This is a genomic window from Commensalibacter nepenthis (assembly GCF_029953305.1).
In the GTDB taxonomy this organism is placed as follows: Bacteria; Pseudomonadota; Alphaproteobacteria; order Acetobacterales; family Acetobacteraceae; genus Commensalibacter; species Commensalibacter nepenthis.
Window position 1 is genome coordinate 1,762,172 of sequence record NZ_JASBAN010000001.1, and the last position, 22,966, is coordinate 1,785,137.

Sequence of the window (22,966 nt, forward strand, 5' to 3'; positions counted from 1 at the left end):
TAAGATGCAATAGAAAGATACTTTTTTTATTCATTATAAAGGGCTGGCGCGTTGTCTATTCCAACAACCAAACCAGGTAGAGATCATCGGATTGATGCTTTACGAGGTTTGGCATTGATTATGATGTATGTGGATCATATTCCAGAGGATTTGTTAAATCGTTTTACGATGCGGAATGTTGGATTTGCGGATGCTGCTGAAATATTTGTATTACTAGCAGGATACGCATCTTGGTTGGCGTATGGCAGGAAAGTATCAAAAGATGGTTTGTGGGGAGTTGTCAAAAAAATCCTGCATCGTTGCTGGAAAATCTATTTGTTTCAAATGGGATTGGTTCTGATTAGCTTATTAAGTATTTATCAGTGGCGGCGTTTTTGCGTATTACCTGTCGATTTTTTAGAACCAGAGCTAGCGCATGGATATAGTATAGCACGTCAAATTTGGCGTTTATTATTGTTGGATGCGCTGCCTAGCAATTTAAATATTTTACCGCTTTATATTATTTTATTAGGAATATTTCCTTTATTATATTTATTGATACAATGCCGATGGTGGTTGGCAATCGGGCTCAGTTTTATAATGTGGTTGGGGGTCAATATTAATCCGTGGTTTAATTTTCCCAATTGGTTAGACCCAGATGGATGGTTTTTTAACCCATTTGCTTGGCAGTTTTTATTTACGATTGGGATTTATGGTGCCATCATTGCAGGAAAACACCAAGGAAGTTTCCCTGCCTATTCATGGTTAAAGTGGCTTTTGTCTCTATATTTATTATTTTCATTTTTCGAGGCTTTTCCTTGGCAATATTGGGGATTGCCTGATCTGAGGATATTGCATGTGTCTGTTCCAGCCAAGGCATATTTGTCCCCTTTAAGATTGCTTGATGTGGTGGCTATTTTTTATTTAGTACAATCTTCTGAACTAGCAAAACGGCTTTCCGAAGGGAAAGTTGGACAGTTTTTAGCTTTATATGGTCGTCATTCGCTAGAGATTTTTTCTTTAAGCACAGTATTTGATTTGTGGGGTCGTCTGATGTTTGCAAGTTGGGGAACCAGTTTAATGTTACAATTTATTGTAAATTGTATTGGCGTTTTTCTTTTATATTGTTTGGCTGTATATTTAGATAAAAAAAGAGTCAAAGCAAAAGCGATGCTTAATGTGAAGTAACCAGGAAATGATTAGAAGAAATATAGAGATTTTCTTGATAAATAAGCGCTCTGATGGTTTACTTTTAAAAGATCTTGGGTAAAGTATTGACCCTACACCTACGTTCTTTATATGTGGGCTTTGTTGATGTAAAATAGTTTATATAAATAATCTGAACAGGAAAAATATGCGAATGAAAATACGCACAAGATTTTTAATACAGCCTTGTTGCTTGTTATTCATGGGTACCACTTGTTTATTCCCTGTTTCAGAAAGTAAAGCGCAATCCTCTTTTTTTTCTTTCCCTCTTTTTCATAAAGCTGTGCAAGTTGGTCATTCTCAGCGTGTACCAGAAAGCTTTGCTGATTTAGCAGAAAAATTATTACCAACCGTGGTGAATATTTCGTCGAGTAAAGTGTTAAAACCCGGTCAAACAACAGATGATGATGAAGATGAGGACAGTGATGAAGGCGATGATGAGAGTAATGCTGCCCCGGATCCTAATTCTCCGTTTGAAAAATTTTTTCGAAATTATATGAATAATCGTGGTATTCCTGATGATGGCAATAATCATTTACAGGCATTGGGATCAGGATTTGTGGTCGATCCAGCAGGGTGGATTGTAACCAATTATCACGTGATTAAAGATGCAGACCAAATTACCGTCACGTTGCAAAATAATCATATGTTGAAAGCAACGTTAAAAGGGGTAGATGAGCGAACAGACCTAGCATTATTGAAAATCAATCCAAAAACGCCTTTGACCGCCACCTCTTTTGGTAATAGCGATCAATCAAGAGTAGGGGACTGGGTATTGGCAATTGGTAACCCGTATGGGTTATCAGGAACAGTAACCTCGGGTATTATTTCCTCTCGTGGGCGAGATATTGAGCAAGGACCCTATGACGATTTTATTCAAACCGATGCCCCGATCAATAAGGGGAATTCTGGTGGTCCTTTATTTAATATGAAGGGTGAGGTTGTTGGCATTAATACTGCTATTTTCTCTCCTTCTGGGGGATCAATCGGAATTGCTTTTGCTATTCCTTCCAATGAAGCCAAAGGCATTATTGATCAATTAAAAAAATCCGGTAAAGTCGCCAGAGGTTGGGTGGGTATTCGTATCCAAGAGGTCAGCGAAACCATCGCAGATAGTTTAAATATCCAACCATTCCAAGGGGCTTTGGTGGTACAAGTCGACCCCAATGGTCCAGCTGCAAAAGCAGGGATTAAAGCAGGGGATGTGATTCAAACTCTGGATGGAAATAATGTAACTGCGCATACGATGCCTCGTCTGGTTGCGCAAATGGCTGCTGAAACCAAAGCAACCATAGGGATATTAAGGCAAGGTAAAAAACTCGATTTACCTATTCTTATTGCCAGCCTACCTGATGATGGTGCTGCGCAACCTGATACACATCACGATGCTCAAAATGAAAAAGAGAAAATCTTTTTATTAAAAGATTTAGGTGTTTCAGTCAGTAACATGACTGATCTTTTAAGACAAAAATACAATCTTTCTGAAAAACAACAAGGGGTCATTATTGTTGGTATCGATAGCCGTAAAGGCAAAAATCAAAGTGATTTAAAGGTCGGCGATGTGATTATTGGTACGAATAAAAGTAATATTACACAGACCGCCGAATTACAAAAAGAAATTACTTTGTTTAAACAAGAAGCAAAGAAAAAAAATCAACAAAAACCAACGATGTTACTTCTGATTCAAAGTGGCAATGCTATGCGTTGGATTGCGGTGCCTGTCAAAGATAGTAAAAAGTAATGTGACTTGCTTTGAATAATGCAAGAACAAAGAAATGAACTTATAAATGCGAAAGATTATGTTCTATAGTCTTAAAAAACGTGAAATCTATTCTGCTGTGCAACAAAGTTTGCGCTTATTGCTCTCAATTGCTTTGTCTAGTTTGATAGCGTATGTTTGCAGATTGCATGAGCCTTATTGGGCGTTGATTACCTCGGTCATTGTAACGCAAAGTCGTATTGTGCAAACGATTCAGACCAGTCAAGATCAGATCGTTGGCTCTTTGATTGGTGGGGTGGCTGGGTTAATTGCTATTGTTTTAGAAAATTACTCACAATGGTCGTCGTTGATCGTGTTTACGATTGTGATTATTCCAATGGTTGCTTTGGTTGCTTGGCGACCCTCTATGCGTTTGGGGGTTGTCACTTTGGCGGTGGTGTTTTTATTTCCGTCTCCTGGTGGGATGTTTGAGCGTCCTTTTGACCGTATAATGGCCATTATTGTTGGGGTGATTGCGTCTCTTGCTGCCAGTTATTTTATTTTACGTCCACAAGCACGATGCAATGCGTTTATTCATGCTAAGGTTGCGTTTGATAAATTACATATATTGCTACATTCTGTTTTAACGTCCCATATCATATGGGAAGAAGTTGAATCAATGAATGACGATGTTGCCTCTGAATTACGTGATTTAGCTAGTGAAATCGCCGAAGCACGCAAAGAGCATCCAAATTATACGCTGGAACATTCAGACCCTACATTGGTAAAAGTCTATCCAATATTAAGGCGTTTACAAAGTGATAGTATTTTTGTTGCCAGAGCAATGGATGAATATCACCAAATGTTACCCGATGAAACAAGGGATGTTTTGAAAATCTCTTTGAATCAAGTGTTTGAAAGATTTATTCAGCTTTGTAACGAGCAGGCAGATCATAGCGAACCATTTTTCTGTTCTATTCAAGCAGCCAATGATTTTGAAGCAATGATAGAGCCTATCTTAAAAGAAATCAAAGAAAATTGCCCAAAAACCATTCAATTTACACTGGAAGCATTGTGTCATGATTTGATTCTTGGGCATGATGTATTTATGCTATCAAAAAAGCTAAGAGCGTTTTCTTAGGAAATTTTATTTATATTTATTGATTTCGTCATCTGTCAGATGTCTGGCTTCATCAACCAGCATTACAGGGATTCCTTCTTTAATCGGATACGCCAGAGCAGCGTTACAACTAATCAGTTCGTTTTTTTCTTTATCGTAAATCAAAGCACCTTTTGTTAGAGGACATACTAGAATTGAGAGTAGACGTGGATCAATAGGAGGGGATGAGGTTTGTTCTGTCATGAGAGCCTTGTGATTTGTTGAATGGGTTGCAGAAAAATTAAAGAATAGAGCAAGATATCTATTTGCTCTATTTTATTATCGATATTATGAAAAGAGGAGGCTGGATAAACGTCTTCTTGCTTCTAAAGTCGATGGATCATCCAATCCCCATGCTTCAAAAAGACGGAGAAGTTGTTTTTTAGCAGCTTCATCATTCCAACTGCGATCTTTTTTTACGATTTCTAATAATTCATTTGCAGCCTCTTTGCGTTTTCCAGCTGCATTATAGGCAGTTGCGAGATCATAGCGTGCTTGGTGATCGTCAGGATTAGCAGAAACATTATCGAGAAACGTTTGGAATTCACTTTGTGCTTTTTGTCCTTCTATAGCAAGGTCAATCGCAGCTTGTGCGCCTGTAATCTCACCATTTTCAAGTAAATTTTCAGGAACTTGTTCAATGACTTCTTGTGCAGCCTCTGGACCAGAATGAGCCAATAATGCGCGAATCATTCCCCCCCAAGCCTCTGGTTTTTCTGGGTCAAGTTCTAATGCTTGAGAATACGCCCCCATTGCTTCTTCATATTGATTATTGTCAAGGAATTCTTTTCCTTGTTCAATGAAATCTTCACTAGGCATAGCGCTGCCAGCTGCTTTCAAAACCTGATCGATGAATTTTTGAATAGCACTTTCAGGTTGAACTCCTTGGAATAAATCAATAATCTGACCTTGCCAAAAAGCGGCAACGACAGGGATCGATTGAATGGGTAGACCCACTTGCATTAATTGTTGCGTTAAGGCTGGGTTTTCATCAATATTGAGTTTAACCAGTTTAATTCGCCCTTTGGCAGCAATCACAACTTTTTCAAGAACAGGGGTTAGCTGTTTACAAGGAGAGCACCAATCTGCCCAGAAGTCTACCAGCACAGGGATGGTTTTACTGCCGTCTAGTACTTCCTGCATAAAGTTATTTTGATTGCCATCGATAATCATATGTTGAGTTGATTGAGCGCTAGTAACTGCAGAGCCATCTTCTGATAAGAGTTGTGCAGGCGAGGGTGAAGAATTGTTAAAAGGCGTCATAGAGTTCTGTTATCCCGTATATAAAGAGGTATATTTAAAATGATACCAAGTATCATGTCTTTAAAGAATAAAATGTGCGTTAATACAATTCAATCCCAAAGTATTTGTTTCTATTATATCAATAAGGGCATAGAGAAACAAAAGTAAAAATTTTTTTAATTTTTTAATTTTTCTCTTGCAAGGTTTTTAAAAATCTCTTAAAAGCAATTTACGCAATGTAAAGCGGGCGTAGCTCAGGGGTAGAGCACAACCTTGCCAAGGTTGGGGTCGTGGGTTCGAATCCCATCGCCCGCTCCAGATTATCAAATCTGCAGCGATTTTCCATGGAATTAATTTAACAGCATTTATTATATAATCGTGTTCTGTTCAATATTATCGTAACATTTTCGCAATGTTTGATTTGGCTATTAATTCCATATTCTAAAATAATCATATTTTTTACACTGTTCTTTTGAGAGAGTTATAATGGATTTTAATATAAGCAGCAAAATACTTGAGAGAATGTGCGAAACTGTAGAAAAAGCTGGTATAGCTATATTCAGACCTTGGGTAATGAAAAGGGATGCAAAGGCACGTTTATATATAGAAAATTTGGATAAACTATCAAATATTCAGTACCAACATTGATTCTATTGAAAAAATTTTAGCTCAAGATCCAACCTCTATAGATGTCGATGCAAGAGTTACAAAAGAGCCTTATTTCAATGCAATAACGTATCAAATAACAGAAAATATGGTGCAAAGAGAATTTCAAAAAGAAATTAATCTTGCCAATACATTAAAGGTTACAGCAGAAATTCTGTTATAAGATGATTGCTTTGTTTTTACGCATGATAATCGTAATGAAAAATTAATATTTAACAATTGCAAACCTACAAAGTTAGGAGAAGAGCTATATAGTTTATGCTGTGTTGAAATGGATAGAGATTATCTAAATTACGTTATTCAATCATTAGCGGAACAAGGTTTGAAGCAACTTCCTCAAAATGAGATAAAATTAGATTTTAAATAATTACCCTCTTGCATAACTATAAAAAATATCGTAAATAACCTCTACGTTCAGAGCGGGCGTAGCTCAGGGGTAGAGCACAACCTTGCCAAGGTTGGGGTCGTGGGTTCGAATCCCATCGCCCGCTCCAGATTTGTTTATGCTTTTATTAATAAAGCACTTATTAAAGATTCTAATCATTGCTAAAATAGTGAGTTTTTTAACCTTTGATTATCTGCATAAATTCATAAATGTCTGATAAGGATGTGACCTTGGATTTTATGACAGAAAAAGAATTATTAGAAATTCGAGAGCGATGTGATAAAGCGACCAAAGGTCCTTGGGTATCTTATGTTGAGAGTAGAGAGTATGGATATGGGTCTAACTTTATCATGACAGATGGCGAAGACATTGAATGATGAGCTGCAATGATCGTCGATTAAGGTTTTATCGCTTATGCTCGGCAAGATATTCCAAAGTTATTGTAAGAAATTAAATGCTTAAAACAACAATTGGCAATGTTAAAATAATTCATTTTTACCGATATAAAAATTATTCTATATCGGCAAAAAGTAAAATGACTATTATATAATAGCCAATGCTTGCTCTAAATCAGCAATAATATCTGCTGCATTTTCGATCCCTATAGATAAACGTACCACATCAGGACCTGCACCAGCAGCAATTTTTTGTGTATCTGTTAATTGACGGTGTGTTGTAGATGCTGGGTGAATAACCAAAGAGCGTGTGTCTCCAATATTTGCCAATAATGAAAACAAACCTAGTTTGGATACGAATTGAACACATGCGTCATATCCGCCTTTGATCCCAAATGTAAACACGGAACCTGCACCATTAGGAGCGTATTGTTGTTGTAATGCATGATATGGGTTGCTTTTTAACCCAGAATAAGAAACCCAGGATACTTTTGGGTGATTTTCTAGGAAGGTTGCGACCGAGAGTGCATTATCACAATGGCGTTGCATTCGTAATGGTAAGGTTTCTACACCTGTTAGGATAAGAAATGCATTAAATGGTGAGATTGTTGGTCCTAAGTCGCGCATTCCAAGGATGCGTGCGGTTAATGCAAATGCCATATTTCCAAACGCATCACTGGCAACTAAACCTGCATAATCTGGACGAGGCTCTGTAATTTTTGGATATTTTCCTGATTGTTTCCAATCAAAATTACCACCATCAACGATGATGCCACCCATCGAATTGCCATGACCACCAATAAATTTGGTCAAAGAATGTACGACAATATTTGCCCCATGCTCAAATGGACGAATGAGGTAAGGGGTCGCCATCGTATTATCGACGATTAAGGGAATATTGTGTTTTTGAGCGATTTTGGCAATTTTCTTAATATCAACAACGATCCCTCCTGGATTAGCAAAACTTTCGATGAAAATAGCACGGGTGCGATCGTTAATTTGAGCTTCAAATGTTGAGGCATCATTTGCATCAGCAAAGCGCACATGCCAATCAAATGATTTAAATGTATGGGTAAATTGATTAATCGATCCGCCGTAAAGTTGTCGTGCAGCAATAAAATTATCACCAGGTTCCATTAATGTTTGAAAAGCTAAAAATTCAGCTGCATGACCTGATGCGGTTGCTAGGGCTGCGCTGCCTCCTTCTAAAGCTGCAATGCGTTCCTCTAGAACAGCTTGAGTAGGGTTCGTGATACGACTGTAAATATTTCCAGGATCAGATAAAGCAAAACGATTGGCAGCTTGATCGACATCGTCAAAAACATAAGCTGTCGTTTGGTAAATAGGCGTTGCGCGCGCGCCTGTGGTCGGATCGGGTGCGGCACCAGCATGCACGGATAGGGTTTCAAATTTTTGTTTCATTGTTGGTTCCTTTTATAAATTTATATAGTTGATACACTATAAGATAATAGGATTTTAAAATATTATAAATGGTAGATTAATGAATAAAATAAATTCTATTACATTTCTTTTTTATGATCCTTATTACACTCCAATTGATGATAATTTTTATATCGATGACGGCGATGATACATTGGTTTTTGAGGGTTCCTTACTGGTTACCAAAGAAGCACTATAAGATTTTTACCAGGAATTATTATTGCTTTGATGGGTTCCAAATATGATAACAAGTGTGGAAAAATGATAGAGATTAAAGGTAAACGTGAGTTCATACAAATTGATATCATTGAATTTATGACGTAAGTTTAAAAAATTTCTAATCGATTATTTTTTACTTTGTTTAGCCTGTGTCAGCATTTCGTATGAACGTGCAAAGTTTGTTTTAAAATAAATGATATCTGTTTCTGCTAATTTATTTTCTGCATAAGCACAGCTGAGTAAATAATCTTTGATTTCCTTGGGTAAATCGAGTTTTGTTGGAAATAAATCAGCTGTTGTTAAGGAACCAATGGGGGCGTTTTGAATAAGCTTGGTTGCTCTGTATTTTAATGGATATTCAATCCAATCATGATGGTTCCCGATCATTTCAATAATAACAGGATTATTTAACAAAGCATGGATAATTGTTGAATGCACCAAGTAATTTTGAAAATATAAATTCATGAAGATTGTTTTCTCTTCTGCGTCTTTGAAATCTTGGAAAATATAGAGAAAATCTGACGGTTTTTTAATGAAATACACACAGACATAATCAATCAGATAATCGCAACAAATACTCAAAGGGCTGTTATTGTCATTAACAGAACATTCTTTGACGGCATGATATAGGATTGTTGAAAAAACATCTTCTGCACACCATAGTTTTTGAACAAATTCTGGGTTTTGAAAAGATTGACGAATATAATTTTGGGGTGTTGTGGCTTGTTCTGCCATGGGTTTTCCTTGAGTGTTAAAACAAGTTGTTGATAATTTCTGACTATTTATAATGATATCTATTGAATTTTAATCTGTAAGAATTAATCATTATATGATACTCGGCTAAGACGAAAATATAGTGTATATTACAGCAAGAAAAATACATTCAAATGTTAAAATCTGATTGATAGGTGCTTTTTTGAAGAAAATATATATTGCTGCTTTATTCGGATTGTTGATAACAGTTCCAGCAAAGGCATATCTTGCTTGTCCATATGTTGTTCCTATGCCTTCTATCACCGCTTCATCAGCGCCATTAATCAATTCAGAGCCTACCCCATTGGCTGGTGAAGCAGATAAGAAAAATTGTGATAGCGGATATGCATGGGGATTTTCTACGAAAACGAACGTCAATGTCTATGCCGCGGAACATATAACCAAAGATCAAATACTCAAAGCTCGGGAAATGAGGCGTTTTGGAACATTTGATAACAGAGATCCTTTGATTCAAAATTATCGCAATTCTGGATATGATCGGGGTCATATGGCACCAAGCGGAGATATGGGAGATTATGAATCTCAGGTCAAAACATTTGTGCCGCAAAATCTGGTGCCTCAGACACGACAATTAAATAGTGGTAAATGGAATTGGATCGAAAACCAAACGCGCCAAATGGCGGTGCAAAATAGTGAAGTTTACGTTGTAACAGGTCCATATTTTCAAGGAAGAACGAAAAAAGTTGGTAAAGATAATCTGTGGGTGCCTTATGCAACATGGAAAGCCATTTATATTCCATCTTTGAAGCAAGCGGGGGTCTATTTTTGTCGTAATACACAAAAGCCAATATGTTATATCCAAACGGTGGCTTTCTTTACAGAAAAAACGGGAATTGATCCATTCCCAACATTGGCACACTCTATCAAAGAGCAAAAGCCAAATTTTCCAAAAATGGGAAAATATCAAAAAAAATCTAATTCACCTGGTAAGCATCAAAGATATAATTATTGATGCAAAAATACTCTCGATTATTAAGTATAATGGTGATGATATTGGCAAGCGCTGTCACGTTCCCTGTTGTTGCGCAATCAGACATGCATAGCCATATGGTGAGCAGCGAACTACGTTATATTCAAGACAAAGCAAATGAGTTTTTAAATCATTATAATCAAGTGCATCATACAGATTGGCAGGCGCTTGCTTTGAACCCGAAAATGATGGTGTCTCAATGTGACGGTTCGATATCGGCAGCATGGGGGAGCAAGTTTATGAGTGGATATAAATCAACCATAGATGTGGAACGTTATAGTATTATTGTAACCTGTAAAAAAGACAGTAGAAATGTTGCTTGGTCAGTTGATGTTCCCACAACAAGACCTGACCATATTATTGTAAATCAATAAAAAAGCATATCAATAATGGTTAATCGGGATTAGCGTACGAACTGGCAAATATTTAAATTTATGATAATAAAGTTAGATGAATTAATTATACAGGGGATCAAATCCCCACCTACCTAAGATGCTCTGATAATGACTTAATATAAGAAAATAAGTTGAAGGTGAACCTTGGATAATAATTATTCAGTTGTTTTGCCTAAATCATGTCATCATTTAAAAATGAATAGTAGGTTTTCAATCTTATGTCTTTTATCGGAATTTTAATCCTTCAGTTTTTTGCTTTGATTATTCCTGGACCAGACTTTCTTTTGGTTTCCAGAACAGGAATAACAGACAGCAAAGTGGCAGTTTGTCAGGTTGTGGCAGGGATTTGCACAGGTGCATTGATATGGATGATTTTATCCATCTTGGGATTACATATTTTATTTCAAACATATCCTGTGGTTAATCAATTAGTCATGCTGGGTGGTGCTTGTTATTTAATGGTTTTGGCTTATGGAATTGCTGTGCAATCCAATCAAGAGGTTGCAGAAGTTAAAAAAATTCAAGGTCAGTTTTATTTTTTAAAAGGATTAATGTGTAATTTATCCAACCCCAAAGCAATTATTTATTTTGCGAGTATTTTTTCAGCATTGCCTTTAGGATCAGATATAACGAATATTCTTATAATCATTACTCTGCTTTTAATCGAAAGCTTTGTTTGTTTTGTAGGGTTGGGAATTTTATTCTCTCATTCCACGATTAAAAGAACCTATTATCAATATACAAAGAAAATTGATATTGTTTCTTCGTTTATATTTGTATTTTTTGCATTGTTATTATTAATTAAATTTTTTGTTTCGCTTGATCTATGACCAGTGATGGATAAATGTGATTTGTTATTTTAACGAAAAAATGATTAACTTATACTTATTTTATTAAAATAGGACGGCTATTATGTTACAAATTATTCAGTCTCCTTCTAAATATATCCAAGGACCTAATGCCTTACAAAAAATCGGGTGTTATGGAAAATTATTAGCAGATCATTATTTGGTTATTGCTGATAAAATTGTAATGAATATAACCAAAGACATTATTGAAACAAGTTTGGTAACCGAATCTGTTCAAAGTCATTTTGAGCTTTTTAATGGCGAATGCTCAAAAAATGAAATTCAACGATTGGGTGATGTATTAAAAGCGCATAATTGCCGTGGAGTAATCGGTGTGGGTGGGGGTAAAGCTCTTGATACTGCCAAAGCCATTGCATTTTATAATAAGGTTCCTGTTTTAATTGTACCAACGATTGCTTCGAACGATGCACCAACCAGTGCTTTGTCTGTGATTTACACAGAGAAAGGCGAGTTCGAAGAATATTTAATGTATCCCACCAACCCAGATATGGTTTTTATGGATACAACGATTGTCGCCAAAGCGCCTGTTCGTTTATTTGTGGCTGGAATGGGGGATGCGTTATCGACGTATTTCGAAGGGCGTGCTTGTTCTATTTCTCGTGCCAAAACGATGGCTGGGGGGAAATCCACCTTGGCTGCAATGGGATTGGCAAAATTATGTTACGAGACATTATTGGAAGAGGGCTATAAAGCAAAATTAGCCGTTGAAAATGGTGTTTCAACCGCAGCTGTAGAGCATATTATCGAAGCAAATACATTTTTAAGTGGTATAGGTTTTGAAAGCTCTGGTTTGGCTGCGGCACATGCGATTCATAATGGATTTACGGTATTAGAAGAATGCCATCATATGTATCATGGTGAAAAAGTTGCTTTTGGAACTTTGGTGCAATTAGTCTTGGAAAATGCATCTGAAGAAGAGTTGGAAACCGTATTGGATTTTTGTGATCGTATTGGATTGCCAATTACTCTGGCTCAGATTGGGGTTAAAGAGGGTGATGGTTTCAAAGAAAAGAAAATTATGGAGGTCTCAAAAGCCAGTTGTGCAGAGGGAGAAACTATTCATAATATGCCGTTTAAAGTAACGCCAGATCAAGTATATGCTGCTATTTTGACCGCTGATGCGTTGGGTCAGGCTTGGCGAGAATAATTTAATTCATCTTGATTTTGAAACCAAGAAATGCACAAATAGTTTCCTGTTTGTGCATTTTTATTTGGTAAATATTGAAGCGAAATCGCTATAAACATATGAATATTACTAAGTTATACGGCGCGTATGAATACCAAAACGGTGATAAGAAGAAATGCCAATTTGCATCTGTCACTCCATATTTTAAGATAGATATTGTTTTTATGATCTTGGCTATAGGTAGCCATATCTTTGACGAGAGTTACCAAAACCATCACAATAGCAGCAACAGGATATGCTTTTAGGATGTGATTGATATTAGTCGCTATGGTCAGATATCCATTCCAAGAAGATTGTGATTTTTCAGGAAGAAATGGGATATGTGAGGATATTATCGTATAATGGGCAGATAATATCATTACAAATACAAAGAACTTACAAAAATAGAAGTTATGTAACTAATTAGGTTTTTGTGGCTAATATAAATAGAACTCTTTATAAATATTCTTATTATTTCGAATGCTAGTATTATTACTGAAAAAGTGATTGCTATCATAAAAACGTTCACATAAAATATTTTTGTTTTTATACGTAATAATTATAATTAGTCAAACATAAAGTGGCAATGCTGAGTTTGATTAATACAAAATATATGATATGGCACATAGTGCATTGAGAATGGTTTTTCAAAACAAGTAGAGGGTAAAATGACCTATGATGCGGTTTGGCCATTATGTATCATTTTATTGATAATGGTTATTTTACTGAGCTTACCAATAGCTGTGTTTCGAAATATCCAAGTGATTCAAAAGACACAAAATAATCGTTTATATACAATTGATGGTTTGCGTGGATATTTGGCCTATTTTATTGTTTTTTTGCATGCAACCGTTTGGTATAATTTAATATCAATCCACCAATTTAAAGGTTCAGAGCAAACGAATGTAGAGCTGTTGGGAACAACAGGTCTATGTATATTTTTTATGATTTCTGCTTTTTTATTTTGGACAAGATGGTTGAATCATCAAGGGAAAATAAAAGTCATTCCTTTTTATATCAAACGTTTCTTTCGAATAGCGCCGATTTATTATTTATGTATTCTATGTTTGTTTATTGCTGTGATGGGCAAAACCAACTGGCATTTAGAGGTTTCGATTGGCAGTTTTATCAAACAAATTGTTGCTTGGTTCAGCTTTGGGTTATTTTCCTTTCCAACGATTAATGGATATCCTTATACTTCTTTATTGGTAATGGGGGTGGTATGGACTATTCCTTATGAATGGATGTTATATCTAGCTTTACCTATTATTGGAGTATTTAGTAAGAATATTTGGGTATCTTTGTGTTTTGCAATAACATTATGTGTAATAACGATTTTATCGCAATTTTATTGGAAAATCCATTTGATTGCTGATAATGACATGATGCCTTTTGCGTCTTATGCGATTGGTATATTAATTGCAACATTAAAGCATATGAAATGGCAACCTCCATTTCGTGATTTTTATGGGTCGTTGGTTATGGCTGGGTGTATCGCTTTATTATTGGCTTTTTGTCATAAATATCCAGAGCCTTTAATGCTTCTGTTGGGAGGTGTGTTTTTTTATTGTGTTGTATCTGGAGGTTCTTTATTTGGTTTATTTAAATTACCCGCATCACAAAGAATGGGTAGGGTAAGTTATAGTATTTATTTATGCCAAGGTTTAGTTTTATATTTCTTTAGTGATACGTTGGTTTTTGTAAAACAATTGATCTTGCGTTCAATTTGGCATTATTGGAGTGTATTTCTTGGGGAATGCATCGTTCTTTTGTTTGTTGCTTGCTGTTTATATATATTCATTGAAAAACCTTGTATGGATTTGGGGCGAGAAATTGCTAATAAATACACAAAAAATCAAAGAAATAAGTATGCTATAACTAAATGACATATTTTTCAATCTGGCCATTTTTTATAATTATGGCGTTCCTTTTATCGATTTTGTCTTTACCCGTATTTAAGGTGATTAAACCCAATTTAACAAATATAAATCGTGTTCAAACGATTGATGGGGTAAGAGGGTTCTTGGCTTATGGGGTTGTATTTTCTCATGGTCAAAATTTTTACACATTATTAGCAACAGGACAATGGGCAGGCAGCGCCAATCCTTTTTATAATATGTTTGGTACGGTGGCAGTTCGTTTATTCTTTATGGTAACAGCGTATTTATTTTGGTCGAAATTATTGGTATCCCAAGGGCAAATGAACTGGCGGGCTTTTTATATGAAGCGGTTGTTTCGTATAGCCCCTGTTTATTGGTGTGCTTGTTTGGGTGTTTTTATCATTGTAATGACGGAAACCCATTGGGTAGTGCAAGTGTCTTGGGTGGAATTTGTTAAACAAATTGGTGCTTGGTTGGCACTGGGGATTTTACCTTTGCCTGATATTAATAATCATATGATGAGCTTTATGATTTTATTAGGGGTCGTATGGACATTACAATATGAATGGTTGTTTTATGGAATATTGCCTTTCGTTGCGTGGTTTGCACGGAATAAAGAACGTGCACTTATTTTTATTATTTGTGCCAGTATTTTTATTTTAATTTCAGCTTATTTGTTGCAATCATGTCCTATTATCAGGCAAATATTAGCCGTATTATTCATGTTTTTAATAGGGATGTTTTGTGCAACCCTACAACAATATGAGTTTACTATTCCGTTTCATTCAGTCCTTCAATCACTCTTTGTATCAATAATGATAATGGCTATTTTTATTTATGCACCCGAAGGCGTATATATTTCATCTATTTTATTTGCTGTGGTTTTCTTTTGTATCATTTCTGGTTGTTCGATTTTTGGATTACTAACTTTTTCCGCGTCTCAACGTATGGGGGAAGTAAGCTATGGTATTTATTTGCTGCAAGGAATTGTTTTTTATTGGATTTATTCCGTTCCATTGATACGTCATTATGTATTACGAGGACCAATCGAGTTTTGGGGTATTATGGCCTTAATTTGTATCTTGATCCTGTTTTTGGCAATGATTGTACATATTCTCATTGAAAAGCCAGGGATTAAAATAGGGTATCAATTATCTGCTTTATTTAATGCTAGGAAATAGATGATATGATTAAAATCATGATTCATTAATTTTTTTATTTTTGGAAAATTCTTGGCAGTTTTTAATTAAATTTTTCATGCTGTTAAGGAACTTCATTCCTTTAACTTTATCAGTTCTAAGGATGTGGGGTTTATTATCTGTATCGTTTAAAATAAACTCTGTATAACCAGCTTCATCAACATGGCTATTCTCTGGCCATGTCAGAAGCGAAAACTGGTATTTTCTAGAAGATTCCATGGTAACAGTAATGGAGCATATATGATCCGAAGCAACGCTATAGATTCTTTTACCATCAATCGTGGCTTTTCTGGGCATAGATTGTTGTAAATTACTGACTGCATTGAGGTACAAAGAAGTGTTTTGTACATTTTGCCCATAAGTGTGATAAGTTACGAAAAAGCCAGTTACAAACGAACAAGATAACAATAGTGTTTTCATTTTGTATGCCTTGTAGAATGAATGCGAGGTGCGTGACGATATGTGATCTAATCTTTGATTTTTAAAGGAATTTGTTTCAAAGACGGTATTTGAGAGAAGCTGCAATTTTTTGGGTGATATTCTTCACACACAGTTGTTTCATTGGGGTTGCTTAGCTCTTGATTTGCTTGATTAATATCAAATGAGATTTTACATCTTTTATAAGTTATAATGAGCTTGTTATTTTTCAATGCAAAAGGGTCAATATACCCTGCAATTTCTGCATTACATTGTGGGGATTTCAAAGAAATCATACCATAGGCAGGGTAATAAGGCATATATAAAACAGTTGCGTAGTGATTGGGTGCTTTATGTTCGTATGCAATCATATTTAAAGCATATTGTTCTTGTTGTTCCTTACTGGATTGTGCTTGGCTCAATGCAGGAAAGAATATCGCAGCACCAAGCATATATGGAAAGAGAACAGAAAATATTTTCATCGGATGATACTTTGGCTTATTGTGGATAAATACGAGTTAATAAAGATATAGATGAAAAGGTACAAAAATCACCATGCCATGCCGCACAAGCAGGGGTTTCTTTGGTAATTTTTAATTGATTATTGTTTGTTTTTTGTAATGCAATCTTGCAAAGTGGATCTTCTGTCGAGGTGAACTCAATCTCAGATTTATTTTTTGGATTAATCGTTGTGTTGCCGTACGAATTTGCCTGACATGTTGGAGAATCATAGGTGATTAACGCTTTTCCAGGTCGATCTGTATATAGCGCAATAACATAATTATTTTTATCTTTATGGGCACTATAAATAGTAATCTGAGGATCTGAAACGATTGATTTCTCCACATTTTTAGGAATGGTCTGCGGTGCATTGTGCTTATGCTTAGGAGGCGCTGTGGTATGTTGTTGTGCCGTTGCAAAACTGGATGGAATATTGCTTATCATCAGTAAAAAAAATATTCCCAAAGAACTGTTTGTTATCAACGGTCATCTCCAATATATTGCCTAGCAAGTAAGTAAGAAATCCCCTAGTATCAAGGGGATCATTAACTTCATTTAAATTATTTTATTTATTATCGAGTATAATAGTTGAAATATAATCAAATTTCAAATGTCAAACTACATATTCGATATGCTGGTTCAATTTGGGGTGTTAATATAATTTTGAGAATATTTTTTGAATTTGATTGGGCGTGGAAATGTGATTTGCAAGTAGAATTTGTAATAATAGGCGTGATTTTTGAGGGTTTAAATCTTCTGAAACCACAAAATGATTTTGGTCATCATTGACCTCTACGTTACGATTAACAAAGCCACTACTGACCCTTGTGGAACGGACGATAATGACACCTTTCTTTTCAGCATCTTGTAACGCTTTTAAGGCGACGGCTGATGTATTGCCATCTCCAACGCCTGCCAAAATGATACCTTTTGTGCCTCTTTTAACAGCATCTTCGATCAAATCTCCATCCATTTGGACATGAGAATAAATAATATCCACTTTGGGAAAAGGTGCTTGGGTAGGTAGAGATAAGGTGTCAATTTTTGTAGAAGATGATGGTTGATAAAACCGAACATGTTCATTATTCACCATGCCAATCGGACCCGCATTCGGGGCTTGAAACGCCTCTAAATTGGTGGTGTTCATTTTTTGTACAGAACGTGCAGCAAAAATTGTGTCATTCATAATCACCATAACATGACGATTTTGGGCGAGCGGGCTGGTTGCAACTTTGACGGCATCAATCAGGTTGGCATTTCCGTCTGCACTGGCATATCCTGCGGGGCGCATGGAACCGACTAGGATAATAGGTTTATGATGTGGTAAAACTTCGTTAAGGAAAAAGGCAGTTTCTTCCATTGTGTCTGTACCGTGGGTAATCACGATCCCAGCAATTTTTGGGTTTGCTTCTGCTTTTTGAATATGATGTGCTAGATCTAATAAGATTGCATCGGACATATCTTGAGAACCAATTTGAGAAACGGCTTCAACTTGTATATTCGCATGGTCTTTTAGCGCAGGAACAGAAGCAATTAATGCTTCGCCAGAAGTTTGCCCAGCATGATATCCAAGGCTTTGATGGTTTTGCGCTTGTCCTGCAATCGTTCCCCCAGTGGTTAAAATTAAGACAGTTTCTTTTTCATGTATTGGGTGCTGCATGATCGCTGTTCCTGAATTTGGGTGGGTATTTTGGGCAAATACTGCTTGAGAAAAACACATAAGGATGACGTAAGTAAAGCCAAAAATAAATTGGTGTGTTGTTTTTTTTATATTATGATACATGGTATGAAACAATCATTTTGATTAATGGAATATATTGCAAGGATGATTGGTAATTATTATCTTTGATTTCTTTTTTAATCTGTTTTGGTTGTGGTTAAAATAGCATAGATTATGATGCTGGATATTTGAATAAAAATATAGACTTAAATAAAGGTTGGGGCAATTTTATGGTATTTCAGTGGTTTAAAAAGAAAGGTCAAAAAGGTTCTAAATATAACCATTCTCAACAACGTTTGCTGGTTTTACCCATGTTACAAACGGGGCAACAAATTGATTTTATTTATAAAGCTGAAAATCAGGACGTTCAATATTTATTTGACCTGAGCTTTGTTTTACAACCTGATGAAGTCATTCAAGAAGTCAATTACGACAATAAAGAATCTTCTTTTCAATTAAAGAATTTCATTTATGAACAAAATAAGTTTACAGTAACTGCCGAGGGGGGGTGGAATAACTCTAAGTTTTCCATCTTATTAAAGGTTACTACCAAAACCAAACAAACCTATCATTTTACAATATTAGTAACCATTATCAGTACTTATAAAAGTAAAAGCGATCTTGAAAATGGACAAAGATCCTGTCGTTTATGGGGGCTTGAACGTAATCCAGATTCCAATTATGTTCAGGAAAATCAGGAACCTTGGATCGAAGGGGATATGATTTTGAATATCCATAATCGATATTTGTGGGAATTCAAAAAAACAGATGCACAAGAACTATGGTTGCCCTTGTTTATTTTGAACGGGGCAACAGATCCTGTGGTAAGTTCTTATAGTGATGCACAAAATCCCGGTGAGCGGTTGGCTTTAAATCACATTCATTCCGATCAAGGAAAGGTTAAATCAGATTCCAAAGGGAATTTGTCCGTTCAAGGGGATGTTACAACCGGTTCAATTTATACCAAAGCAATGATCGCTGGACATCCATTGGGAGAGGGGATGCTGTTTACTTCCCCAGGAATGATTGCAGGGCATAGCTTATATATCGGTTCCCCAGAGGCAAAACCTAAAAATATTTATATTGGAATGCCCGGGGTAGTTTCTACTAAAATGGTCTCGTCCGATTATTTACAATTAACCCCTTTATCAGTCAAAGAGTTACCTTCTCAGGTCACCAAAGGGACGTTAATTTTATGTTATGACTATGTGGGTCATTCTGATTTGGTTTTGTTATATGCCAACAAAGATAACCCGCAAACCTCAAATGATTGGAAGGCTTTATTTGCATCTGTTGGCACAGAACAAAAATCATTACCGCAAACACCGCCCTATATGCCACGTATTGTTCCAACATCCAGACCCCATTTATATCCAGTGTCCTTTAATCCAAATATTCCAACAGGAAGGTCAAGAACACATCATACGAATGATATCAAACCAGTTCCAAATACTGATGAACAGAAATTGGTTGCGGTGCAAGCAAATCGATGTTCTGGGGTTAAGACGTATACAAGATTTCAATTTGAAAAAATAATTATTCCCAAAACAATAGAGAGGAAAATAGTGTGGGAAAAGCTGTGTGTCAAAGAACATGAACAACAATTGAGCGGTGAAGGTCAACAATATTGGTCTGAGGAAGATCATTGCTGGGAAGCCCCTACAGAGGGGTTATTGCATGTAGAGGGATCTTTTGTATTTGCCGAGGAACAGTTAAATCCGTCAGAGCCTATTCCCTATCATGCGGGGGATATGTTTCTTTTGAACATTGCTTGTAATAAAGAGCAAAAACATGAGATTTATCCACCAACACAGTTGGAATTTCCTTTGATTCCTTATGTCAATGACGTGACACGTAAAATTTGCGCGCATCAGCAAATTTCTTTTACCATGACATACCCAGTCAAAAAAGGCGATATGGTTAGCTTCATACTAGGATATCTCAACCAGCATTCAACTTATGGCATCGCAAGGGATTTATCGGTTAAAAAATCAATCATAACATTATTTATGTCTTAGGTTATTTTATTGGCTTGATTTATGATTTTTGGTTATTAGAGTAAGCTAGGAAAGGGGATGCTATAACTACATTCATTCCCTTGTATAAATGCTCCAAAGTAATATCGATTCCAAATTCTACGTTTATTGCAGTGATAGTTCCGTAATATTGAATATTATAAATATCTATAGGCAGTTGATCCAGTAATGCTTGTGCACATTGGGGAGTGATAGAGTAACAGGGTAAACCAGCAAACATTGTTGTAGAAATAAAGTTAGGCGTAATAGATTGTGATAGATAGGATGCTTTATCTATTTGATTTTCATATGAACCAATTTGGTTAATTATATTCAGTTTCGTAGGATCTCCGACCTGCACCAAATAGGATATGAGAGAAGATGGAAGACCTTTGGCTGTTTGTAACCGAATGGGCCAGTCTAAATTATACCCCCAAGCAATAAGATCGTATTGTTCTTTATTATTAATTAAAACTTGATTTGCTTTGGCAAAATCAGGGTGAACGATGATATCATCTTCCATGATGGTAATACCATGTTCACTTTTTGCTGCGATCTTCCAAAGCTCGACGTGCGATTTTAAAATACCGAGAGCTTTTGGCTTATAGTTATTTTTCTCTGTAATCAATCCATCAAAAATAAGTTGCCTGCGGGCTAGGCGATTTCCTTCATACGCTTTAAATATGTTGACATGCTCTACAAGGAAAGGGTTGTTTACTTTGAATTGCTCTAGGCGTTCTTTTTGATGTTGCAAGTTAATAAGATAAATAGGCAGCATATATTCCTCATAAGATCTTATTGATTAAGATAGTGTTTTTATTAATAATCAGACTTGTAACGGATAAATCTTGAAAAGTAAAAATACTTTTTAAATCATATTAATTATTTTTCTTCGGCATTTTTCAATTCACCAGCTGACCATACGCGATACGATAAATGAATATCTTTTGGAATATAAATTACAAGAGGTAATTTGCTATTATATCTTAAGAACATTAAATTCGTGTGAATTGCGATTTTCTTGAATTGTGTCGTTTGTGGAATACAAGCCATTCTTGTAGAAGCGGGTTGCCCAACTTGAGTTAATACATAATAGTCATAGCCCCATCCAGTCAAAGGTTTTGTTTCGATTGTTCCATTAATCATGATGTGGTTGCAATCTGCTTTTAATGTTTTTTCAGGGATTAATTCGATACGATATAAATCTTCATCTTTTAAGTTAGGTAATTGAATAACAACTTGTTTATATCCTTTTTCAGGTTTAGGCCAAATGGACATGGGATCCTTTGTATTTTCTGCATCTGCTGTTATGCAGAAAAAAAGCGTAAACAAACCAACGAGAGATAAGCATAGTTTATAGAGTAAAAAATTCTTTGAAAAACGCATTTTATTTCCTTGAAAATCGATGGGTAAAGAAATACCTTATCATGAATATTATAAGATTTTGAGATATTCTCTTAACCTTATTATAACGCGACCATAAATTATAAATAATACATATTATCGCTATGGATAACTTTCCTTGGTTTAAATAATGGTTTTGATTTGGATAAGCTATGAAACTTTATATTTATGAACATTGTCCTTTTTGTGTGATGACAAAAATGATTTTTGTTTTAAAGAACTATCCCGTAGAAACTGTTTATTTATTATATGATGATGTGCAAACGCCAATGCAGATGGTTGGGCGTAAATTACTGCCTATTTTAGAATATAAACCTAATCGTTTTATGTCTGAAAGCGTTGATATTATCCACTATATGGATCGAAACATAGGCGAACCCCAAGTAATATTACCTGTGGTTGACGAGGTTGGGCAATGGGTTAAAGAGGTCGAGAGGTTTATTTATCGTTTGACCTATCCTCGTTGGATTCGAGCTCCCTTTCCAGAATTTAGTTCTGAGGAGGCAAAAAAGTATTTTTATAAAAGCAAGGATCCGTCTGGCAGAGGGTTTATGTCTGATTTGGCTGATCCTGCGTTGTTGCAAAGAGCGCAGAGGGCAATCGATAGGCTTGAAAATATTTTAGTTGATTATCCATTAATTGATCTTACACAACCCATTTCAATTAGCAGTTTATCTTTGTTTGCACAATTGCATTCTTTATCGATTATCAAAGGGTTACAGTATGGTCCTATCATCGATAAATGGCGCCAATCAACAGCAAAGACATTTTTTATTCCGTTAAATGATGAATTTGCCAACTAAAAAAAGAACGAGACAGACAGGTTTATGTCTGTTGTCTCAGTATTTTAATTAAATAAAATCTTTGGTTTGTGGAAACATTGCAGAGATGCTGCTTAATTGGTGCAATTTCTTGGCGACATTTAAAGCTGTTGATGAGCGTGAAGGGGTCGAAGCAATTGGAATTGTATCCGCGCCCCCTAATTCATGAAAATTATTGTCGATTTTATGAATTAAAGCGGTTCGGTCTTTTGGATCCAAATCAACAGCAAAAGATGAAATCAGTTGTTCTAATAACAATAGCGCGGCACTAAGCCGCTGATTTTCAAGTTTAAGGTTTTTTACATCTTCTTGCAGCTGTTGAAGTTCTTCTTTGGAAATAAGTGATTCAGTCATATAGGGATCCAATCAATAATATAATGAGAAATTAATTTATATATTTATTTATTTATCTGAAAGCCAGTTTATTGAAATTTTATATAATTCTC

The 22,966-nt window shown here is 35.7% G+C and carries 25 protein-coding genes and 2 tRNA genes; 15 read left to right on the top strand and 12 right to left on the bottom strand.

Features of this window, described 5'->3' with window-relative positions:
* Nucleotides 1–51: 51 nt before the first annotated feature.
* The 3 genes from QJV33_RS08285 (at nucleotide 52) to QJV33_RS08295 (ending at nucleotide 4,025) form a co-directional block, all read left to right on the top strand.
* A complete protein-coding gene (locus tag QJV33_RS08285) occupies nucleotides 52–1,167 on the top strand; it encodes an OpgC family protein (protein WP_281462881.1) in 1,116 nt (371 codons plus the stop codon).
* A gap of 172 nt (nucleotides 1,168–1,339) precedes the next feature.
* Nucleotides 1,340–2,926 carry a Do family serine endopeptidase gene (locus QJV33_RS08290; RefSeq protein WP_281462882.1) on the top strand — a complete coding sequence of 529 codons (1,587 nt, stop codon included), beginning with the start codon at nucleotides 1,340–1,342 and terminating at the stop codon, nucleotides 2,924–2,926.
* Between the two features lie 58 nt (nucleotides 2,927–2,984).
* Nucleotides 2,985–4,025 carry an FUSC family protein gene (locus QJV33_RS08295; protein ID WP_281462883.1) on the top strand — a complete coding sequence of 347 codons (1,041 nt, stop codon included), beginning with the start codon at nucleotides 2,985–2,987 and terminating at the stop codon, nucleotides 4,023–4,025.
* Nucleotides 4,026–4,031: 6 nt separating this feature from the next.
* Here the strand turns inward: QJV33_RS08295 and QJV33_RS08300 are convergent, their stop codons facing one another.
* Nucleotides 4,032–4,247 (bottom strand): Trm112 family protein, encoded by a 216-nt coding sequence (locus tag QJV33_RS08300; protein WP_281462884.1) that lies wholly within the window; start codon nucleotides 4,245–4,247, stop codon nucleotides 4,032–4,034.
* A gap of 84 nt (nucleotides 4,248–4,331) precedes the next feature.
* On the bottom strand, nucleotides 4,332–5,306 hold the full coding sequence (locus tag QJV33_RS08305) for a tetratricopeptide repeat protein (protein ID WP_281462885.1): 975 nt from the start codon (nucleotides 5,304–5,306) through the stop codon (nucleotides 4,332–4,334).
* A 222-nt stretch (nucleotides 5,307–5,528) separates the two neighbouring features.
* Between QJV33_RS08305 and QJV33_RS08310 the strand changes: the two genes are divergently transcribed.
* The 3 genes from QJV33_RS08310 (at nucleotide 5,529) to QJV33_RS08320 (ending at nucleotide 6,713) form a co-directional block, all read left to right on the top strand.
* Nucleotides 5,529–5,603: transfer RNA gene (locus tag QJV33_RS08310), tRNA-Gly, on the top strand.
* Nucleotides 5,604–6,370: 767 nt separating this feature from the next.
* Nucleotides 6,371–6,445: transfer RNA gene (locus tag QJV33_RS08315), tRNA-Gly, on the top strand.
* Nucleotides 6,446–6,545: 100 nt separating this feature from the next.
* Nucleotides 6,546–6,713 carry a hypothetical protein gene (locus QJV33_RS08320; RefSeq protein ID WP_281462886.1) on the top strand — a complete coding sequence of 56 codons (168 nt, stop codon included), beginning with the start codon at nucleotides 6,546–6,548 and terminating at the stop codon, nucleotides 6,711–6,713.
* A gap of 165 nt (nucleotides 6,714–6,878) precedes the next feature.
* Here the strand turns inward: QJV33_RS08320 and QJV33_RS08325 are convergent, their stop codons facing one another.
* Nucleotides 6,879–8,153, bottom strand: a complete 1,275-nt coding sequence (locus tag QJV33_RS08325; protein WP_281462887.1) for an O-acetylhomoserine aminocarboxypropyltransferase — start codon at nucleotides 8,151–8,153, stop codon at nucleotides 6,879–6,881.
* Between the two features lie 79 nt (nucleotides 8,154–8,232).
* Between QJV33_RS08325 and QJV33_RS08330 the strand changes: the two genes are divergently transcribed.
* Nucleotides 8,233–8,370, top strand: a complete 138-nt coding sequence (locus QJV33_RS08330; RefSeq protein WP_281462888.1) for a hypothetical protein — start codon at nucleotides 8,233–8,235, stop codon at nucleotides 8,368–8,370.
* A 146-nt stretch (nucleotides 8,371–8,516) separates the two neighbouring features.
* Here QJV33_RS08330 and QJV33_RS08335 read toward each other — a convergent pair whose 3' ends face one another.
* Nucleotides 8,517–9,125: a hypothetical protein gene (locus QJV33_RS08335; RefSeq protein ID WP_281462889.1), complete on the bottom strand. Its 609-nt coding sequence runs from the start codon at nucleotides 9,123–9,125 to the stop codon at nucleotides 8,517–8,519.
* A gap of 181 nt (nucleotides 9,126–9,306) precedes the next feature.
* Between QJV33_RS08335 and QJV33_RS08340 the strand changes: the two genes are divergently transcribed.
* The 4 genes from QJV33_RS08340 to QJV33_RS08355 all read left to right on the top strand — a co-directional run bounded on the left by QJV33_RS08340 (nucleotide 9,307) and on the right by QJV33_RS08355 (nucleotide 12,545).
* On the top strand, nucleotides 9,307–10,116 hold the full coding sequence (locus QJV33_RS08340) for a DNA/RNA non-specific endonuclease (protein WP_281462890.1): 810 nt from the start codon (nucleotides 9,307–9,309) through the stop codon (nucleotides 10,114–10,116).
* On the top strand, nucleotides 10,116–10,508 hold the full coding sequence (locus tag QJV33_RS08345; RefSeq protein WP_281462891.1) for a hypothetical protein: 393 nt from the start codon (nucleotides 10,116–10,118) through the stop codon (nucleotides 10,506–10,508). Before QJV33_RS08340 ends, QJV33_RS08345 begins: the two co-directional genes overlap by 1 nt.
* A 239-nt stretch (nucleotides 10,509–10,747) precedes the next feature.
* Nucleotides 10,748–11,359, top strand: a complete 612-nt coding sequence (locus tag QJV33_RS08350) for a LysE family transporter (protein WP_281462892.1) — start codon at nucleotides 10,748–10,750, stop codon at nucleotides 11,357–11,359.
* An 82-nt stretch (nucleotides 11,360–11,441) separates the two neighbouring features.
* Entirely contained in the window at nucleotides 11,442–12,545 is a 1,104-nt protein-coding gene (locus QJV33_RS08355; protein WP_281462893.1) for a glycerol dehydrogenase, read from the top strand.
* Nucleotides 12,546–12,658: 113 nt separating this feature from the next.
* On the opposite strand, the gene QJV33_RS08360 is transcribed toward QJV33_RS08355, so the two are convergent.
* On the bottom strand, nucleotides 12,659–12,943 hold the full coding sequence (locus QJV33_RS08360; protein WP_281462894.1) for a hypothetical protein: 285 nt from the start codon (nucleotides 12,941–12,943) through the stop codon (nucleotides 12,659–12,661).
* Nucleotides 12,944–13,231: 288 nt separating this feature from the next.
* On the opposite strand from QJV33_RS08360, the gene QJV33_RS08365 reads away from it, so the two are divergent.
* Both QJV33_RS08365 and QJV33_RS08370 read left to right on the top strand, forming a co-directional pair.
* The gene (locus QJV33_RS08365) at nucleotides 13,232–14,449 is read left to right on the top strand and encodes an acyltransferase family protein (protein WP_281462895.1); all 1,218 of its coding nucleotides are present in this window, start codon (nucleotides 13,232–13,234) and stop codon (nucleotides 14,447–14,449) included.
* Nucleotides 14,450–14,481: 32 nt separating this feature from the next.
* Complete coding sequence (locus QJV33_RS08370; protein WP_281462896.1) at nucleotides 14,482–15,624, top strand: acyltransferase family protein; 1,143 nt, start codon at nucleotides 14,482–14,484, stop codon at nucleotides 15,622–15,624.
* Between the two features lie 15 nt (nucleotides 15,625–15,639).
* Here the strand turns inward: QJV33_RS08370 and QJV33_RS08375 are convergent, their stop codons facing one another.
* The 4 genes from QJV33_RS08375 to QJV33_RS08390 form a co-directional block, all read right to left on the bottom strand.
* A complete protein-coding gene (locus tag QJV33_RS08375) occupies nucleotides 15,640–16,062 on the bottom strand; it encodes a hypothetical protein (protein WP_281462897.1) in 423 nt (140 codons plus the stop codon).
* Between the two features lie 47 nt (nucleotides 16,063–16,109).
* The gene (locus QJV33_RS08380) at nucleotides 16,110–16,541 is read right to left on the bottom strand and encodes a hypothetical protein (RefSeq protein ID WP_281462898.1); all 432 of its coding nucleotides are present in this window, start codon (nucleotides 16,539–16,541) and stop codon (nucleotides 16,110–16,112) included.
* A 16-nt stretch (nucleotides 16,542–16,557) separates the two neighbouring features.
* Nucleotides 16,558–17,043, bottom strand: a complete 486-nt coding sequence (locus QJV33_RS08385; protein ID WP_281462899.1) for a hypothetical protein — start codon at nucleotides 17,041–17,043, stop codon at nucleotides 16,558–16,560.
* A gap of 169 nt (nucleotides 17,044–17,212) precedes the next feature.
* The gene (locus tag QJV33_RS08390) at nucleotides 17,213–18,220 is read right to left on the bottom strand and encodes an asparaginase (protein ID WP_281462900.1); all 1,008 of its coding nucleotides are present in this window, start codon (nucleotides 18,218–18,220) and stop codon (nucleotides 17,213–17,215) included.
* A 290-nt stretch (nucleotides 18,221–18,510) separates the two neighbouring features.
* Here QJV33_RS08390 and QJV33_RS08395 point away from each other — a divergent pair, with 290 nt between their 5' ends.
* A complete protein-coding gene (locus QJV33_RS08395; protein WP_281462901.1) occupies nucleotides 18,511–20,298 on the top strand; it encodes a hypothetical protein in 1,788 nt (595 codons plus the stop codon).
* A gap of 19 nt (nucleotides 20,299–20,317) precedes the next feature.
* Here the strand turns inward: QJV33_RS08395 and QJV33_RS08400 are convergent, their stop codons facing one another.
* A complete protein-coding gene (locus QJV33_RS08400; protein WP_281462902.1) occupies nucleotides 20,318–21,073 on the bottom strand; it encodes a glycosyltransferase family 25 protein in 756 nt (251 codons plus the stop codon).
* A 104-nt stretch (nucleotides 21,074–21,177) separates the two neighbouring features.
* The gene (gene eco, locus QJV33_RS08405; protein ID WP_281462903.1) at nucleotides 21,178–21,681 is read right to left on the bottom strand and encodes a serine protease inhibitor ecotin; all 504 of its coding nucleotides are present in this window, start codon (nucleotides 21,679–21,681) and stop codon (nucleotides 21,178–21,180) included.
* Nucleotides 21,682–21,851: 170 nt separating this feature from the next.
* Between eco and grxB the strand changes: the two genes are divergently transcribed.
* Nucleotides 21,852–22,502, top strand: a complete 651-nt coding sequence (gene grxB / locus QJV33_RS08410) for a glutaredoxin 2 (protein ID WP_281462904.1) — start codon at nucleotides 21,852–21,854, stop codon at nucleotides 22,500–22,502.
* A gap of 48 nt (nucleotides 22,503–22,550) precedes the next feature.
* On the opposite strand, the gene QJV33_RS08415 is transcribed toward grxB, so the two are convergent.
* The gene (locus QJV33_RS08415; RefSeq protein ID WP_281462905.1) at nucleotides 22,551–22,874 is read right to left on the bottom strand and encodes a bZIP transcription factor; all 324 of its coding nucleotides are present in this window, start codon (nucleotides 22,872–22,874) and stop codon (nucleotides 22,551–22,553) included.
* Nucleotides 22,875–22,966: the final 92 nt, after the last annotated feature.